This is a genomic window from Terriglobales bacterium (assembly GCA_035567895.1).
Classification (GTDB): Bacteria; Acidobacteriota; Terriglobia; order Terriglobales; family Acidobacteriaceae; genus Gp1-AA112.
This window is the reverse complement of sequence record DATMPC010000045.1, coordinates 1-16,207: the sequence shown is the minus strand read 5'-3', so window position 1 is coordinate 16,207 and position 16,207 is coordinate 1. Positions and strand designations below refer to the sequence as shown.

Genomic DNA, 16,207 nt, shown 5'->3' with positions numbered 1-16,207 from the left:
GGCTTTTTGGCGAGATTTTCGGCCCAAAAGCCCGGACACGGCAATCAACCGTGACACATCGCGGAAGGTCGTTCGCCAAAAGAGTGCTCCAGGACAGACCGGGGTGACGGGGCGAGTGAAGAACATGTGCCCAATTCAGAACTGCCCTCTCTCTTTCAGCTCCAGGTATTTATTCATGACGACAGCCGAAATCTCATGCGCGTCCACTTCCATAGCTAACGCGCCGCGTTCACGCATGCGGGCCAGCAGCAGCTCGCGCCGGTGCAGAGTCTCGATGGCGGCGGTATAACGATACAGTTCTTCAGGAGTGTTGGGAGATTCCGCAGCAACGCTCTTCAGGTCAGGCTGGCCGATTACGGCGAACAGAATGATGTGCCGACCGGACATCTGCATCGCCGCCTGCACCACTTCAGGAGTCATTGCCGTCTCAGCCAGGTCTGTGATCCACAGGATCAGACAGCGCCGCGTCTGCATTCCCATGAGGGAACTCGCAGCGCGAAGGTGGTCGGCTTCGGAAGGCTCACCATGGATGCGTGCGAGCTGATCGAGCAGCAAGCGCATGTGGGAGTGCCCGCGGCCAGGAGTGAGGCGCTCCTGAATTCGCGCTCCATAGGCCAGGAGGGCAACACGGTCGCCGCCAAACGCAGCTACTTGCGCGAGGTTGAGTGCGGCATCGACGGCGAAATCCAGTTTGCTCAGGCTTCCAATTCGCGCGCGCATGAGCCGTCCACAATCCATAACCATCCATACTGCCTGGTTGCGCTCTGCCCGATGAACGCGAGTAACGTGCTTGCCGCGGCGCGCGGTTGCCGTCCAGCAAATGTCGCGGAATTCATCTCCTTCGCGAAAGTCGCGCAGGTACTCGAATTCTTTCCCCTGTCCTTGCTGGCGCAGCAAACGGCGTTCAAGTTCGATGCGCCGGCTGCGGAGCAAGAAGAGCTGGTTGCGTTTCGCCGATTGGAGGCTGGGATACACCCGCACCTGCTGACGCAGGTCGACCTCTTCCCAGCGCTGGGCAAGTGCGATGGGGCTCTGGCATCGCAGATAGAGCGGGCCAAGCCAATAGTCTCCGCGTTCCTTCGGTACGACCATGTATTCGGCGGTTCGTTCTTGTCCTGCTGGAACGGAGAATGACAGCTCTACCGGCGCCGATATCAATTCGGGAGGCAGATCGTCCACAGCCTGCACGTGCAGGCGCGACCTGCCACTGTTTGTGATGGTCAGGCGAAGGTTCGTCGGCTCTTCGAGGGCTAATGCCCGAGTGAATGTCCGATCAATAAGAAGCTGCGCGGGTGAACCGAGGCTCCGCAAGTCAACAAACCAGGCAATGAGCAGCGCCACATCCCAAGCGACAAGGCCGTAGATGAACTGGCGGCTCCAGAATATGGGTCCGATCCACAGCAAGCCTGCGAGAAGCAACACGAAAAAGCGATCGCCAAAAGCGAGGCCAAATCTTCCCCGGGCGACAGCTCTCTCGCTGCGCGCGACTGGCGCCAGCGGTTGGAGCTGACTCACCTCGGAACCTCAATAGTCTTTATCAGATCGTTAATCACCTGGTCCGGAAATACGCCCTCCAGCTCAGCTTCAGGCTTCAGAAGCAGACGGTGACGCAACACTGGAAGCGCCGCCCGCTTGATGTCGTCAGGAATAAGGTAGTCGCGCCCATCCATGGCAGCTAGCCCTTTTGCGGCTTGCATCAACGTGACCGCAGCCCGCGGACTGGCGCCCAGAGAGATGCTTGGCCAGTCGCGTGTTCGACGCACGATCTGCACTAAATACCGGAACAACGCCTCTTCGATGCGCACTTTCTTCACTTCTTCACGCGCCGTGAGCAAGTGTTGCTCCTCGACACTCTGGAATTCCATGCGATCGAGCTGGTGCGGATCGAAGCCGTTGTGATGGCTGCCGAGCACGGCGACTTCTTCCTCAGCGGAAAGGTATCCAACGTTGATCTTCAGCAGGAAGCGGTCAAGCTGCGCCTCCGGCAACGGATACGTGCCCTCGAACTCGATTGGGTTCTCGGTGCCGATCACGGTAAATACTTGCGAGAGCGGATGGCGCGTTCCATCGATCGTTACCTGGCGTTCCTCCATGCACTCCAACAGCGCAGCCTGCGTGCGCGGGGGCATGCGATTGATTTCATCGACCAAGAGGAGGTCGGTAAACACCGGGCCGTGGTGAAGGATAAAGGTTGAGGTGGCAGCATTCAGAACGTTGGTCCCAAGGATGTCCGACGGCATCAGGTCAGACGTGCATTGCACGCGCTGATATTCAATGCGCAGGATGCGGGCAAGCGTTTTGGCCAGCAACGTCTTGGCCATGCCAGGAACACCCTCCAGCAGTGCGTGACCACCGCAAAGAAGGGTTAGGACGACATGATCGATGACGTCTTGCTGGCCAACGACGACTTTTCTGAGTTGTGTGCGACAGTGCTGGATCAACTCCGCGGTAGCGCTCATTTCGACGATTCGTCCTTCGACAGGATTTTTAATTCGTGGGAAAGGTTCTCCAGCCACTTCACCAGGCGCAGGGCTTCCTCCTCACCGATCTCGGGCTGATAGCGCGCAGATTCGCACGCGGCCAGATTCTGTTCCAAATCGGCCACTCGCTCTCCTATTCGTGATCTCAGACGATCCGCAACCTGTTGGGGCGATGCTGAGGTACTGATGCCCAACTTGCGATGAAGCAGATGCCGGAAGCGCTCGTAAGCGACCTGCACCGGCAGTTCGGTTGCGCCCACACGTTGATACAGAGCGCCCAAGGTTTCGACAAACTCGAGTGTCGCCAGTCGCGATTTCTGCGGCAGGGGTCGAACAGGACCGTGCCGCCGGGAATAGGTGAGCACCACGAACAATGCCAGCAATCCTAACTGAAGCAGCGACCATTTCAGCGGGCTGGACAAGAGAGAGTCAGCCAGCGTGACCTCGCCCTCGTGGAAGTAATCGTCCCAGAGCACGGTCCTGTCGCCTGCCGGACCGACACTGTTCAGAAACAATTGCAAATTGTTTTTCTGAAGAATGCCGCTGTTCGTGAGCGGATCGGCGGCCGCCCACCAGATAACCTCGCCCTTGCCATATTTGTAGGAGATCACCACGGCTTCTCTGGATTCACCGTATTGGATATGCGACGCCTCGTCATTCCTTTGCCAATATACGGCTGGCGCCATTGCTATCTCAGGAGCATTGCTGGTCAGGCCGCTGGGAATCAACGCACGATACGTCCGCCACGCGAAATGTGGCAGGCCCGGAAAGAAAGCGCTGCGCGGAAGCAGCGCCGCCGTACTGCTCCCGATCGCAATGAGCTTGCCACCACGCTCGACATAACGACGCAACTCCTGATGATCCTCAGGAGTCGGATTTTGCGTCGGAACAGCGACCAACAAGACCGTATTGATACCGTGTTCCATCAACTTGGAGGGAGGCTTTCTCCAGTGTTCCGTCCGATACCCAATTTGGGAGAGCAGCGTGTAAGCGGCTTTTGCCCCTCCTGAAGACGCGGAGTACGGCGAGGGATAAGGCAACGAATCCTCAGCAGACGGGTTCACTGTTGCGGAGATAACAAGACATACCAGCAGAATCGAAAACGCTACCAGCAGGATTTTGCGGTCGGCGGAGTCGAGCTTCATCGGCAACCGAGCTTTTCCAGTTGCGCCACAGCGAAATCAAAATCGGCCGACGACGCTGCCTGAGATGCGTACCAGGTAAGCTCGAAGCGTCGTGTTAGTCCGTCGAGTGGCACACGCCGATCGCTCACATCCGGCAGCAGGCGCAGGTACTCTCGCGGCGTGCGCGCCCGATCGGGCTTCCACGCTCCTGCGGACTCAAGATAAGAAACTCCACCCCAATATCCGAGGTGGACAGCCTCGCGCCAGTCACTTCGCTCGGCAGCCGCACGGGCTTCTCGCATCCATTGCTGCCAATGCTTTGATGATGGGATGAATTCGCCGCCATCGCGCGGGTGCGAATATTCATCGCGTATAGTGCGCCGAAGCAGGAAATAAAGCCAGGTCGCAAATCCGAGAATCACCAACCCGATAATGCTCCACAACAGAACCTGCGATGCGCGGGGATGCGCGACGGCCGCGCGGAAAAGTTTGCGAAGCTGCCGAATGAACCAGCCTAGAAGCGCGTCCTTGAACCTTTCCAGCGGTGACTGCGATTTCGAGACACTGTGATATTCACGCCCTTTCAGAATACCTTCGAGTTTATTTCTGGCATTCGCGTCAGCAGGACGATCGTAATTCTTCGCGTCTTCAAGTTGGCCTTCAACCGTGAATTCGAGTTCCGGCAAAATCTCTCCACGCCTTCTTACGTTGCTGTCATATTGCTGCAACTTTTCGCGTAGATCCTCGTTATCGATTTCGAAAGTACCCGATTGAGTCTTGAGTTCCCACTCGTCAGGTATGGAGGAACGTACCGAGCCAGCCTCCTCGGGATGCTCCGGCAGCATCTTCAACTGGGCATCGATGCGTGCAAGCTCCTGCGTGTACTGCGCCAGGGAAACTTGTCTTGTGTCGGAATCGTCGGGGGCTGCGTCGTCCGCAGCCCCGCAGGGAAGGCTCAAGGTGAGGAGGGAGAGTGCTACGCCCGCTAGCCGGGTCGCGCAGCGCATTTGTTAGGCGGTGACTCCGGCGGCCGCAGCGGATGCGGGTGTTCCCGCCGATTGCAATGTGCTGATCATGTGCTCAATGTCGAACGCCTCTTTGCGCACACGTTGATCGTAATAGAGCAGGGAAAAGGCAATCGTCATAACTGGACCGACTGCAGCTCCTACTAAGAAGCTGGAGAATTGCTGCACCATCTGAGCAGCGAAGGACTGACGCAGAGTTTGTGGAGTGAAGATCAATCCAAGAACCCAGGCTGTACCCAGGCTGACGGCCCAGATGAGCGCCAACATCAGGACATAAACTAAAAGGATCCTTCCTCCGCTTCCTTCGCTAAGTTGCCGGCTCCGTTTGAGAGCAGCACGAGTTTTCAGATTTTCCAAGACTGCCACGGGCACCGACAAGGAATATCGCCGAAGCATGATGATTCCCGGAATAATAAAGAGGAGCAGGCCGCCGACTATGCGAATGCCAACGCTCAGTACCACGTTGACTGAGCGCCACACCAGGCCTTTCACCCTTGCATAGGCGCTCTTGATGCTGACCGGCTCTTCCAGGTACAGCGACGAGACGGCAAAAGTAGTCGCCGCCTGAATCAAGCCGGCAGCAATCATGGTGGCGGCGAGGTACGCAAACAGCGTTACTAACCCGGTAATTGCGACTGTGACTGCGGTGCTTGCGGTGTGCTGAGTGTTGGCTGAGCGGAAGATACCCGTCATCGCTATCAGGACGATGAAGGGCCCCAATTGTGCCAGGGCAGCAATGCCAAAGAACAGCGGAAAATTTCGCCGGTAGAGAGTGAAAGTCTTGTCAAGCAGCTCACCGGTGCTGAGTGGGCGCAAAGATGCGGACATGGGGGAATTCTCCTGAGTTCCTCAAGCTGGCGCATAATAGCACGGTTCGGCCACGGGTCTGCAAGGGATTAAGAGTAGTTATGGTTCCCGATAGGGGAATACCGGCAATCAATAGAACAGGTACTTTCGCCACTTGGAATCCGAGCGGCCTATCATCCTCATGATGTGGCGGCTGGTGTGAAGACTGAAGGCGCGGGGCTCGCGCATTAACCGCATATTGATCTCGACCAACAAGTGATTGCCCTTGCGATGGTTGCAGGGATGGCAGCATGCGACCAGGTTTTCCCAGGTAGAAACCCCGCCACGGGAGCGGGGAATCACGTGATCCAGCGTCAGCTCTGCGGATGACAGCACGACTCCGCAGTATTGGCAGGTATTGCGGTCGCGCAGCAGGATGTTCTTGCGGGACAGTGCGCGGGTCTGGTGCGGGATACGGCGGTATTCAAGCAGGCGGATCACCGAAGGCAGGCGGATCGCAAGCCTCGCCGAATGCAGATAGTGTCCATTCTCTTCTTCGGTAATGGCGACGCCCTTGAGTACCAGCACAAGCGCGCGGCGGGCGGCGCAGATGTTGATCGGTTCATACGACGCGTTGAGCACAAGTACCGGAGAATGCATGGGCAGACGTGCCGGTTCGTTCGGAGCCACCATCGTAGCCGGCGTCACCGTGACGCGCGGTGCGTGATGTGAGCCTGAATGACGATGCGATAGATTGTGTCTCGACATGCCCTTATCTGTACCCAGCAGCCGCCTCTACCAGGGCAGCCGCGCATCTCTCCTGATTTGAAACTCCATGCGGAGCAATCTCCGCAACCTCGCGATAAACTCTGGCTACCGTTGCCACTGCGATCTGCCCCGCGCCAGCGGCGCGCAGCACGCGCGCACACTCATTCAACGTCGTGCCAGTGGTGTACACGTCATCGACGATCACAACGTCTCTGTCCACCACGCTCGCGGGCGCAGTCACGATAAATGCTCCGCGCACATTTTCGCGTCGCTGATGACTGGTCAATCCCGTCTGAGAAGTTGTCGCGCGCCTGCGACGAAGATTGCCAGTATGCAGCTCGAAACGAGAGCCACCCAAATTCTGTACCGCGGAACGTGCAATCAACTCCGATTGGTTGAATCCTCGTTGCCGGCGTTTGCTCGGGTGCAGTGGCACTGGAATCATCAGCACCGGACTATCAGCGGCAAACTCGCTGCGTCTCAACGACTGGGCCAACTTCGCGCCAAGCACATTTGCAGCCGGCCGGAATTGCTCGTACTTGAGTAGATGCACCAGACGCCGCAGTGCGCCGTCATAGCTGCCGTATGACATTGCAAAATCGAAACGCGGATGCGCGCGGCGGCATACGCCACATAGGGTCTCGCTCCCAGGAGAACGAAATCCCAGCGCCTCGCCGCAGACAGAACAAGCGGTTACGTCTGCAGGAGCTAGTGAATCCAGACAGTCAGCGCAGACAGGAATTCTTGAGAGTTGAACAAGTGCGCGATTGCAAATGCGACAGTCGGAAGGAAGAACAACAGCGGCGATACTATCGAGTGCGATACGCAGCGGGTGCCACGCCGCCTCAATCCACAAGCGACCTCGCAGTCCGCTGCCGCGGACTGCCGCGCGCTCCGGAGCTAGGTCACCGCTACTGCTGAAGACGACCTCCAGGTCCCCGGTACGATCCGCGGAGGCGGATGTTACCGGCCTCGCAAATTCAACCTAATCCCATTGACGGGACGTCACAGGCTGAGTACATGAACAGTATAACCGCACTCGCAAGAGGGCAGGTATGAACATCCTGTCATGAACTAGTGGGTTTAGGGGATCGTGCGATCTGGTGATCGGGCCATCGGGTGGAGTGAAGGCAACGCCATGGGTGATTCTTATGCTTGCCGGACTTGACCTGTCCTTGTCACACCATTACATTGACGCAACTTCAGCCTGACCATGTCTGCCGCCGACGAATACGCGATTAGTGTTGCCAAGACCGAGTACCGTGAAGGGCACAACACTGGCGACGTGGAGCGAGTGCTCAACGTGTTTGCTGACAGTTTTACCAACATGCCGGAAGGGGAGCCCAGCTTCTACGGAGAAGAAGCGAAAGAGGCGCTTCGTGTGGAGCTCTCAAAATTGTTCGGGCTGTATCAAGTCAGAATGGAGGTCGTCATCATCGACATTGCCATCTTCGGAAATACGGCTATCGACCGCGGCTGGCATAAGCTGATTCTCAAACCCAAGGCGGGCGGCGACCCAGAGCTCCGAAGGTATCGCTATTGCGAGACCTGGCAGAAACAAGTGGACGGTTCGTGGCGAATCGGATTCTTCATCAGCAACAAGGATTACGAGCCAACGATGCTTAGCCCAGGTTCTCGCTCAGACGCTTCTGCAGTCGCTCGCTAAAGCCTCGCGGGAGCTCGAAGCTCTTATCGTCACCTACGAGGCGAACGACATTGCGCGTGCCATCGACCACGGCGGAACAATGCTCGCACGCTTTCAAGTGCTCTGCGATACGCTCACGCAATACTGGATCGATCTCGCCATCGACGTAGTTCGAGATCTCTCTCCAGACCTCAACGCAACTAATCTCGATAATTGGCACAGTCAGAACGGCCTCACCTTCTTATATGTTTGACTGCCGGCACACCAGCTTCCGTCGTAACCCGGAGCCAGCGCATCGCGCATCTGCAGGCGGGCGCGCAGCAGGCGCGTGCGCACCAGCGGTTCATTCAAGCCCAGCGCCTCGGCGGTCTCCCGTACGTTGAGACCCTGCACATCGCGGAGAATGAAGACCTCGCGATAGATCGGCCTCAGCGAAGCGATCGCACGCGCGAGCGCTTCCTTAAGCTGGTTTTGCGCCAGAGCCTCAGAAGGAATCTCGCGCCAATCGGCGAAGTCGCGGGGGAAGTAATCGCCCCCATCGTCTTCATAGCCTTCGTCGATGGATTCGTACAAAGCTTTGCGCTCTTTCCGTCGCCGCATGCGCGCTTCGTTGACGGCGATTTGAATCAGCCAAGTACTGAACTTGCACTCGGCGCGGAATTGATCGAGCTTGGCATAAGCTTTGAGGAATGCCTGCTGCGCCGTGTCCTCGGCGTCAGCCTCGTTCCCGAGAACTGAAAACGCCGCCGCATACACAGCTCGCTGATACGGCTCGATGAGTGTGTAAAAGAGCTCAGATTCTCCTGCTTTCACCCGTTCAATCAGGTCAGTTTCAGCAACGGATTGGACGGGCGAAGCCATCTGGGCAGATGAGAGTCGAGATGTTAGCAAAAGTGACAGAAAAACAGGGGACAGGTTACAGGGGATAGGGAACAGTGCCGCCTGCGTAGCGGGTGGGTCATGGAGAGACTGGCGCCGGCCAACTTGTCATCCTGAGCCTTCCTTTGGCGAAGGATCTCCCGGAGTGTTTCGGATTTGAATGCTGTCTCGTGGCTCTCCGGCTAGAGATCCTCGTGAAAGAGCCGAGAAAGCGAAATTTTTGCTGACACATCACGGGAGATCCTTCGCCAAAGGAAGGCTCAGGAGGACAGGCTTGAGGCGTGATGAAACCGACACAGAAGTGTTGCGTCGGAAAAAGAAAAAGGCGCGACCATCGGTCGCGCCTCAATGCTTGGCAGCTTAGAAGCTTAGCAGCTCAGAAGCTGACTTACTCCCTCACCCCATCCATAAACGCTCGCAACTTCCTCGAGCGGGATGGATGGCGCAGTTTCCGCAGCGCCTTGGCTTCAATCTGCCGAATGCGTTCGCGCGTGACTGCGAACGATTGGCCGACTTCTTCGAGCGTGTGCTCCGAGCCGTCTTCGAGTCCGAAGCGCATCTTGATCACCTTCTCCTCGCGGGGAGTCAGGGTGCGCAGCACATGCGCCGTCTGCTCCTTGAGGTTCACGTTGATCACGGCTTCTGCCGGTGAAACTACGCCGCGATCTTCGATGAAGTCGCCCAGATGAGAATCTTCTTCCTCGCCGATCGGAGTTTCCAGCGAGATCGGTTCCTGCGCGATCTTCAGCACCTTGCGGACTTTCGCCACGGGGATGTCCATCCGCTTGGCGATCTCTTCCGACGTAGGTTCGCGACCGAGCTCCTGCACAAGCTGACGCGAAGTTCGAATCAACTTGTTGATGGTCTCGATCATGTGCACCGGAATACGAATGGTGCGAGCCTGATCGGCGATAGCGCGTGTGATCGCCTGGCGAATCCACCACGTCGCGTACGTCGAGAATTTGTATCCGCGACGGTACTCGAACTTGTCCACCGCCTTCATCAGGCCGATGTTGCCTTCCTGAATCAGGTCGAGGAACTGCAGTCCGCGGTTGGTGTACTTCTTGGCGATTGAAACCACGAGTCGCAGGTTGGCTTCGATGAGTTCGCGCTTGGCGTACTCGGCGTCGATGTCTCCCTGCGTGATCTCGCGCTGCGTGCGCTTCAACTCGATGAAGGTGAGCCCGGTTTCCCGCTCCATCTTCTCGAGATCGGCTTTGCAGTTGCGCTGCTGCCTGCGGTATTCCTTCTTGAGTTCCTCGGAGCGCGTCGAATCGACCTTCTTTTCCAGGTTGTGGAACTGGCGATCGAGCGAACGCATCTGCTCGGCCACATGTCCCACACGATCGATCAGCTTCTTGCGCTGCGAGTTGGTGTAACGCAGTTCGCGAATGATCCGCGAAACCATCACCCTCTCGCGGCCTAGTGACCAGCGCGTCCTGCGATACTCGCCGGGACGCTTCTTCTTGTCCACATTGGCGAGCTTCTCTTCGAGCTGCTCGGCCTTCTTAGAGTGCTTGTGCATCTCGTCGATGCGGTGCGTGGTCGCCTTGATGCGCGCCTCGACGATCTCGTCGGTGATCTCCTCCTCGTCGAAGATCACAACTTCCTTGATCGAACGAACGCCGCGCTTCAGGTCTTCGCCGATAGCGAGCACTTCATTAATAACGATGGGAGAGCGCGAAATCGCCTTCAGAACGCGGAGCTGTCCGCGCTCGATGCGTTTCGCGATCTCAACCTCACCTTCGCGGGTAAGTAGTGGAACGGTTCCCATCTCGCGCAGATACATGCGGACGGGATCGTTGGTTTTTTCCAGAGTGCCGGGAGTAAGGTCGAGTTCTACGTCCTCGCCGGCCTCCATATCTTCGAATTTGTCTTTGAGATCGGAGCCCGGCATCTTCGATCCGTCGAGGACGTCGATGCCTTGCGTTCCAATCGTAGTAAGCAGATCATCCAGATCATCAGGCGAATGGACGTCGTGGGGAATGAGATCGTTGACCTCCCCGTAGGTGAGGTACCCCTTCTCCTTGCCTGCGTCGATCAGTTTTTGAATGTCGTCGAATTTGTCGTTAAGCGCCAAATGCACTCATCTCCAGTTCAGCAAAAAACTTGCGTGGCCTTTGGGACCAAACGAGCCTGGGCACACGAAACACATGGCTCGCTTTTTGTTCGGGAGAGCGCCTTAAGTTCTTCAGAATGAATAGCTGGTAGGCACACCTATCCGGGAGAATTTAGGATATCACAGCCCGTTGACAGGCGCGAACCTTGCCCAGTTGTCGTTTTATGGGCGCTTTTTGCGCCTCGCAGACACTCCGCCCTAGAAGCTTAGATGCCGTAAACGGCTACAGGGTTCAGAGGAATGCTGCGGAAATCCAGTGCTATTTGGGGTTCCTGCAGGTCTCGAGGGAACCTGATGGCGTGGCTTCGCGTGTTGTGGAGAAGCTGAAGGCTGGGAATTGAAGCGCGCAGGGGAATCGAAGAAGGAAACCAGGGCAAGTCAACCCATTCTCCCCCGAGATTTCGGGTCAGACCTGCCCTTCGTTTTCTCCCGCTAAGGAGAGCTCGATGCGGACGCCGAAAATCACGTCCGCAAGACGAAATGGCGAATTACTGTTTGGTACTACGACAGCAAGCGTTGGGCTCAAAACGCCAGCATCACACTGCAGCAAGTTTGGCCTGGAGGCAATGGAAATCGGACCACTCGAACTCACGACAGCATTAACTCTTCGGGTGCAGACATTCAAGCTGGCCCTTACTTCAGTCGTTTCCCCTCCGATATCTGAGAGCTTCACCACGGACCCAACTCCGCCCATACTCCCGGTCGTAACCGGGTATATACTGCTGGCACATAGCTGGCGGTGCGGGGGACTTTCTCCTATTCGCTAGTCTCCCAGGTCGGTTCACTTTTCTTAGCAAGTTCATAGCTGCTCGTCGATAAATGGTTTCTACCGGGAGCGTGCCGGGAAGAGTCCCACGCTTATTTGGGGAGGTCCAGTTGGACCTTTTATTCATACGTTTTGTCTTCATTCTTGTGGTAGCGATCGCATGCTTCGTGCTGCGACCGTTCTCGCTTGAGAGCTGGGAGGCCGCCGGAGCTGGGGCAGTGATTGGCTTTGGCGTGGTGCTCTTCGAGGCTCGCCTGCGGATCGTCAGCCTCAAGCGCCTGATCGGCGCGGTCATCGGTAGCATTCTGGGAATCTTCGGCGCCTACCTGTTCAGCCTGGTTTTGCGCGATGCCATCGAACCCGGACGTACACAGCACTTCCTTCAGCTCTTCGTCATGCTGCTGATGTCTTACGTTGGCCTGATTGTTGGCGCCAACAAGGGCGACCTGCTCAACCTTGCCGCCCTGGGCGGAATCTTCGGTTCGGAGAAGACCGGCAAGCGTAGCTGCAAGATCCTCGACACGAGCGTCATCATCGACGGCCGCATCGCCGACATCGCCGAGACCGGCTTCCTCGACGGCGTCGTCGTCATTCCGCAGTTCGTACTCCGCGAGCTCCAGCTCGTAGCCGATTCCGCAGACTCGCTTAAGCGCAACCGCGGACGTCGCGGCCTCGACGTCCTGCAGCGTATTCAGAAGATGGCCACGATGAACGTGCAGATCGTCGAAGACGATTTCCCCTCCGTCCGCGAAGTTGACCTGAAGCTCATCGAGCTGGCCAAGCTGTACGAAGCGAAGATCATCACCAACGACTTCAACCTTAATAAGGTGGCTCAACTTCAGGGTGTCGAGGTGCTGAATATTAATGAGCTGGCAAACTCGCTCAAGCCCATTGTGCTGCCGGGCGAGGCTATGCGCGTCTTCATCCTGAAAGAGGGCAAGGAATACAACCAGGGCGTCGCCTACCTGGACGACGGAACGATGGTAGTGGTCGATAACGCGCGCAAGATGATCGGCAAGAACGTGGACATCGCCGTCACGTCAGTACTTCAGACAACCGCCGGAAAGATGATCTTCGGCAAGTTCGACGAGCGCGCCGCCTACCATCCGCGCCACGAGAACGGTCCACCAGTCCAACAAGCTGCCAATGGCCCGCGAGTAGACGTGCGCCCCCCGAGCCGTCCTCAGCCAATCGTTCCCAGTGGGGCGACAGTCGATCCGCAGGAGTAGTGAATTGCGGTAGAGACGCCACGTGCTGCGTCTCTTCATCCCAAATTCGATTTATCCCAGCTTCGATATGACCGCTAGTGCTGCTATGCACGATTCCTTGACCAACATCAGACCCGCAACATTGGACGATTTGCCCGCCCTTACCGAAATTCAGAATCACTACATCCAAAACACGCACATCACTTTCGACGTGGCCGCGTTCACGCCTGAGGAGCGAATCGGATGGTTCAATGAGCACTCCGATGGCAAGCGTTACCGCATACTCGTGGCCGAAGATGAACGCTCACGGTTCCTCGGTTACGTGGCGACCGGACGATTTCGTCCTAAGCAGGCATATGAGACCACTGTCGAAATTAGCGTAGCCTGCAGTCCCGATATGGTAGGCAAAGGAGTTGGTACAAAGCTATATGCCCAGATCCTTCATCTGTTGAACAACGAGGACGTTCATCGGGTAGTGGCAGGAATCGCACAACCCAACCCTGCTTCCAATGCTCTGCACCTGCGCTTCGGATTCCGTCCAGTCGGAACCTTCACAGAAGTAGGCCGGAAGTTCGGTCGCTACTGGGATGTCACTTGGATGGAGAAGTGCCTGCAATGATCGAGGGTCTGGATCGGACAGGTGAGCTTGGACCGGCTGGCGCCTGAATTAGCTGTCCTTCTTGAGATGGGCTTTGGCGGCCTACGGTTCGATAGCAAACCGCTTCAGGACCAAAGCCCCGAACTAGTGGATACAACAAGATTGTGGGGTCACGAGGCGCTTAGTTGTGAGTTGGCTCAGCGGCCGCGTTCGAAGCAGTCTCCCGTGCACTCCCGACTTCTTCTATCGAGACCCGGGTTTTGTCTACTACCTTGCTCGCGTCCAAGGGCTTGAGCTTCTTGGATTTCAACTCATAGCTACCCTGTTCCGGCGACATGAGAATGAGGCGACCATGCCCCTTCGCAAATCCGGTGGCGATCTCTACGCGAACGAAATATTCCTGCCCAGCCTTGGCATCCAATTCGATTCCTGATTGCGTGTCGTTAGACCGGAAGGTGTGTTTGCCAGGATCAACTTTGATTGCAAAGTAGCGGCCATTGTCCATGCGCGCCAGTTGTGCTTCGTCGCAGTAGACAGAAGGCTCCAGGGCACCACCCACAAACTGCTTGTAGCGATATACATGAACCGTGGCCTTGGACTGGCTGGCATCGTTTGTGTTGGGAGTGGTAGCTGCCTCTTGTGCCAGGGCGATCACGCCGGTGAGCGAAATGAACAACGATAAGACTTTCAGTGCTTTCATCGTGCTAGTCCTCGTGCAGAATGTTCGGATTTTGGGGACCGACAACAGCACCCAACATTAGCGACTGCCAGATTGACCTTCAAGTTACAGGGGTGCTATCGCAAAACATGAACGACTGCGAAGGATGAACATTTTGCGAGCGGCGTGCGATGAAAAGTTACAGATTTGTGACGATTCGTCGAGTGCTCAGTACAAACCAAAGCGATACAAGGAGATAACGCGTTCCATTATGGAAATTGTTGTCTGTAACTGCCGACTTGGTTACAACTCACGGCTGTATCTTTGCATTTACGAGAAAGGGGTTATCGAACTCAGTCATGTCGCCGGATTTCTTTCCCGGCGCCGGCAGCAGACGCGCGGTGAGCGGCTTGTTCCACTTAACTGCCAGTGCAGCTACGTCTCCCAGGATGCGCGTGAGCTGTTCCTCGCTGATGTCTCCCGGAAGCGGAACGGTGTCAAGCCCGGTGGCGCAGACCGAGGAATAGGAAAGCAACGCGTCCAGCGTTACGCGGCCTTCGCTCCAGCGCTGGGCGATGCGACCATCCTCGAGCACCGGCAGCATCAAGCCGGAGTAACCAATGTGCTTCACCGGCAAGGAGCGCACGGCTTCCGTGATGAGCCACGCGGCGGTTAGCGTACCGCTCGAACCGAGCGGATTCCGAGTGAAGCTTTCGATGGCCGCGCCGATCGACACATCTTTGAGTGGCGCAGGCGTCGGATCGATGCCGAGGTACTCCCAACCGACTTGCTTTGCTGCTCGCTGCGCGACTGTTTCGGCATCCTGTGCGTGGCGCCCCAGTTCACGTCGCAGCGCGGCGGAAGCGCCAGCATGATCGCCAGCATTGGCCTGCATCACCTCCTGCACGACATTGGCGGACTCCAGTCCTACAGCAAACTTCACACCCGCCCCGCCGGCAGATCGATCATTCAGATCACTCCCGAGGTGATAGGAGCCGTTGTAGAACGGTGTGTAGGGCGCCAGCATCGCGGTGGCGTTGAAGTTGAAGTTGCCAACGCCGTTCGGAGAGTGAGCGGAGACGTGCTTGAGCATTCGTGACGTTGCCGCGATCACCTTCCACTGGATCCCCTGTTGATTTGCGATGTGTGCGCTGGCAACCAGGTTTTTGGTTGAGGATAAAGTCTCAGCCAGCAATTCCATCATCGCCGGATCCTGAGCGTCACTCATCATCGCTGGACCGATGTTGAAGGCATAGTTTCCCTGAATGGAAAGCGCATCTAACTCTTGCAGGAATTTCAGCGCGTCCGGTCGCGACATACCCTTCACGTAGGCCGGAAAGGGCTGAGTCGTGATGCGCACAGACTGCACCTGATACCCGGCGCTTTCATAGTCTTTCTGAATCTCGGCCAGCGAGTCGCGTACCTTCTTTAGCTCGGCACGGTAACCGCTTGGCGTGATGTTCACGAAAGCAGTAATCGCCCGCACCTTCGGCTTCGACGTCGTCTGCGCGCATACGAACAGACTTGACAGCAACACGAAAATTGCCAGCAATCGTTTCGGCATCGTCTTTGCTCTCTCCTTATGCGCACTAAGAGTAAATGCTATCGGCTCTGTTTCTAAATTCTCCGATTCGTAGCTGGCTATGTCGTCGTTCGACGAGAGAAGTGCTCCCACCCTTGAGGCGTCAGGATTTCCCTCTTCCCATCTTGAACTAAATACACTCGCTTTTCGCGGAGGACTTGGCCTATACGGGTGATCTTCACCCCTCCGATTCTTTCAGGAATCCGTTTTGATTTTGGTGCCGTGAACAGCAACTCATAGTCTTCGCCCCCATGGAGCGCCAATTTTAGAGAAAGGCCGCCGGGTGAGGGCCCCCGGCGCTCTGCTCTTTGTAGTTTGTGTGCCGCAGGGGGAGTGGGGATTACCTCAGCGTCGATGGCTGCGCCTACGCAGCTCTCTTCGCAAATATGCGAAAGGTCGGTTGAGAGGCCATCGCTGATGTCGATGGCCGAGGTTGCAATGCGTTGTTGAACCAGCCACTCGCCCACGGCGATTCGTGGCTGGGGGAAGACATTGCGTCTTTTGACTTTGCCGGACGTCAGCAGGTGGAGCGCGGCGGCGGACTCGCCCAGTTCTCCGGTCACATATAT

General features: G+C 56.9%; 16 protein-coding genes. 3 read left to right on the top strand and 13 right to left on the bottom strand.

What is annotated here, in order from left to right; all coding sequences use genetic code 11:
- Positions 1-135: 135 nt before the first annotated feature.
- From VNX88_09490 to VNX88_09460, 7 genes are all read right to left on the bottom strand, one after another.
- Positions 136-1,515 carry a DUF58 domain-containing protein gene (locus tag VNX88_09490; protein HWY68886.1) on the bottom strand — a complete coding sequence of 460 codons (1,380 nt, stop codon included), beginning with the start codon at positions 1,513-1,515 and terminating at the stop codon, positions 136-138.
- Positions 1,512-2,459 (bottom strand): MoxR family ATPase, encoded by a 948-nt coding sequence (locus VNX88_09485; protein HWY68885.1) that lies wholly within the window; start codon positions 2,457-2,459, stop codon positions 1,512-1,514. Before VNX88_09485 ends, VNX88_09490 begins: the two co-directional genes overlap by 4 nt.
- Positions 2,456-3,625, bottom strand: a complete 1,170-nt coding sequence (locus tag VNX88_09480) for a DUF4350 domain-containing protein (protein ID HWY68884.1) — start codon at positions 3,623-3,625, stop codon at positions 2,456-2,458. The genes VNX88_09485 and VNX88_09480 overlap by 4 nt, the downstream gene beginning before the upstream one ends.
- Positions 3,622-4,611, bottom strand: a complete 990-nt coding sequence (locus VNX88_09475) for a DUF4129 domain-containing protein (protein ID HWY68883.1) — start codon at positions 4,609-4,611, stop codon at positions 3,622-3,624. Before VNX88_09475 ends, VNX88_09480 begins: the two co-directional genes overlap by 4 nt.
- Positions 4,612-4,614: 3 nt before the next feature.
- On the bottom strand, positions 4,615-5,457 hold the full coding sequence (locus VNX88_09470; protein HWY68882.1) for a hypothetical protein: 843 nt from the start codon (positions 5,455-5,457) through the stop codon (positions 4,615-4,617).
- A 108-nt stretch (positions 5,458-5,565) separates the two neighbouring features.
- Positions 5,566-6,183, bottom strand: a complete 618-nt coding sequence (locus tag VNX88_09465) for an HNH endonuclease (GenBank protein ID HWY68881.1) — start codon at positions 6,181-6,183, stop codon at positions 5,566-5,568.
- 4 nt (positions 6,184-6,187) lie between these two features.
- Positions 6,188-6,775: a phosphoribosyltransferase family protein gene (locus VNX88_09460; protein ID HWY68880.1), complete on the bottom strand. Its 588-nt coding sequence runs from the start codon at positions 6,773-6,775 to the stop codon at positions 6,188-6,190.
- A gap of 621 nt (positions 6,776-7,396) precedes the next feature.
- Here VNX88_09460 and VNX88_09455 point away from each other — a divergent pair.
- A complete protein-coding gene (locus VNX88_09455) occupies positions 7,397-7,849 on the top strand; it encodes a nuclear transport factor 2 family protein (protein HWY68879.1) in 453 nt (150 codons plus the stop codon).
- Here the strand turns inward: VNX88_09455 and VNX88_09450 are convergent.
- The 3 genes from VNX88_09450 to rpoD form a co-directional block, all read right to left on the bottom strand.
- A complete protein-coding gene (locus VNX88_09450) occupies positions 7,806-8,048 on the bottom strand; it encodes an anti-sigma factor (protein HWY68878.1) in 243 nt (80 codons plus the stop codon). The two genes, VNX88_09455 and VNX88_09450, sit on opposite strands and share 44 nt — an antisense overlap.
- Positions 8,049-8,050: 2 nt before the next feature.
- The gene (locus tag VNX88_09445; GenBank protein ID HWY68877.1) at positions 8,051-8,689 is read right to left on the bottom strand and encodes a sigma-70 family RNA polymerase sigma factor; all 639 of its coding nucleotides are present in this window, start codon (positions 8,687-8,689) and stop codon (positions 8,051-8,053) included.
- Between the two features lie 406 nt (positions 8,690-9,095).
- Positions 9,096-10,793 carry an RNA polymerase sigma factor RpoD gene (gene rpoD, locus VNX88_09440; protein HWY68876.1) on the bottom strand — a complete coding sequence of 566 codons (1,698 nt, stop codon included), beginning with the start codon at positions 10,791-10,793 and terminating at the stop codon, positions 9,096-9,098.
- Positions 10,794-11,702: 909 nt separating this feature from the next.
- Here rpoD and VNX88_09435 point away from each other — a divergent pair.
- Positions 11,703-12,821, top strand: a complete 1,119-nt coding sequence (locus VNX88_09435) for a PIN domain-containing protein (GenBank protein HWY68875.1) — start codon at positions 11,703-11,705, stop codon at positions 12,819-12,821.
- Between the two features lie 22 nt (positions 12,822-12,843).
- Complete coding sequence (locus VNX88_09430; GenBank protein ID HWY68874.1) at positions 12,844-13,419, top strand: GNAT family N-acetyltransferase; 576 nt, start codon at positions 12,844-12,846, stop codon at positions 13,417-13,419.
- A gap of 160 nt (positions 13,420-13,579) precedes the next feature.
- Here the strand turns inward: VNX88_09430 and VNX88_09425 are convergent, their stop codons facing one another.
- From VNX88_09425 to VNX88_09415, 3 genes are all read right to left on the bottom strand, one after another.
- Positions 13,580-14,098 (bottom strand): DUF2846 domain-containing protein, encoded by a 519-nt coding sequence (locus tag VNX88_09425; GenBank protein HWY68873.1) that lies wholly within the window; start codon positions 14,096-14,098, stop codon positions 13,580-13,582.
- Between the two features lie 268 nt (positions 14,099-14,366).
- Positions 14,367-15,620, bottom strand: coding sequence for a DUF711 family protein (locus VNX88_09420; GenBank protein ID HWY68872.1), 1,254 nt, complete (start codon positions 15,618-15,620; stop codon positions 14,367-14,369).
- A gap of 77 nt (positions 15,621-15,697) precedes the next feature.
- Positions 15,698-16,207 (bottom strand): AIR synthase-related protein (locus VNX88_09415; GenBank protein HWY68871.1); only part of this gene is annotated, 510 nt, incomplete at its 5' end.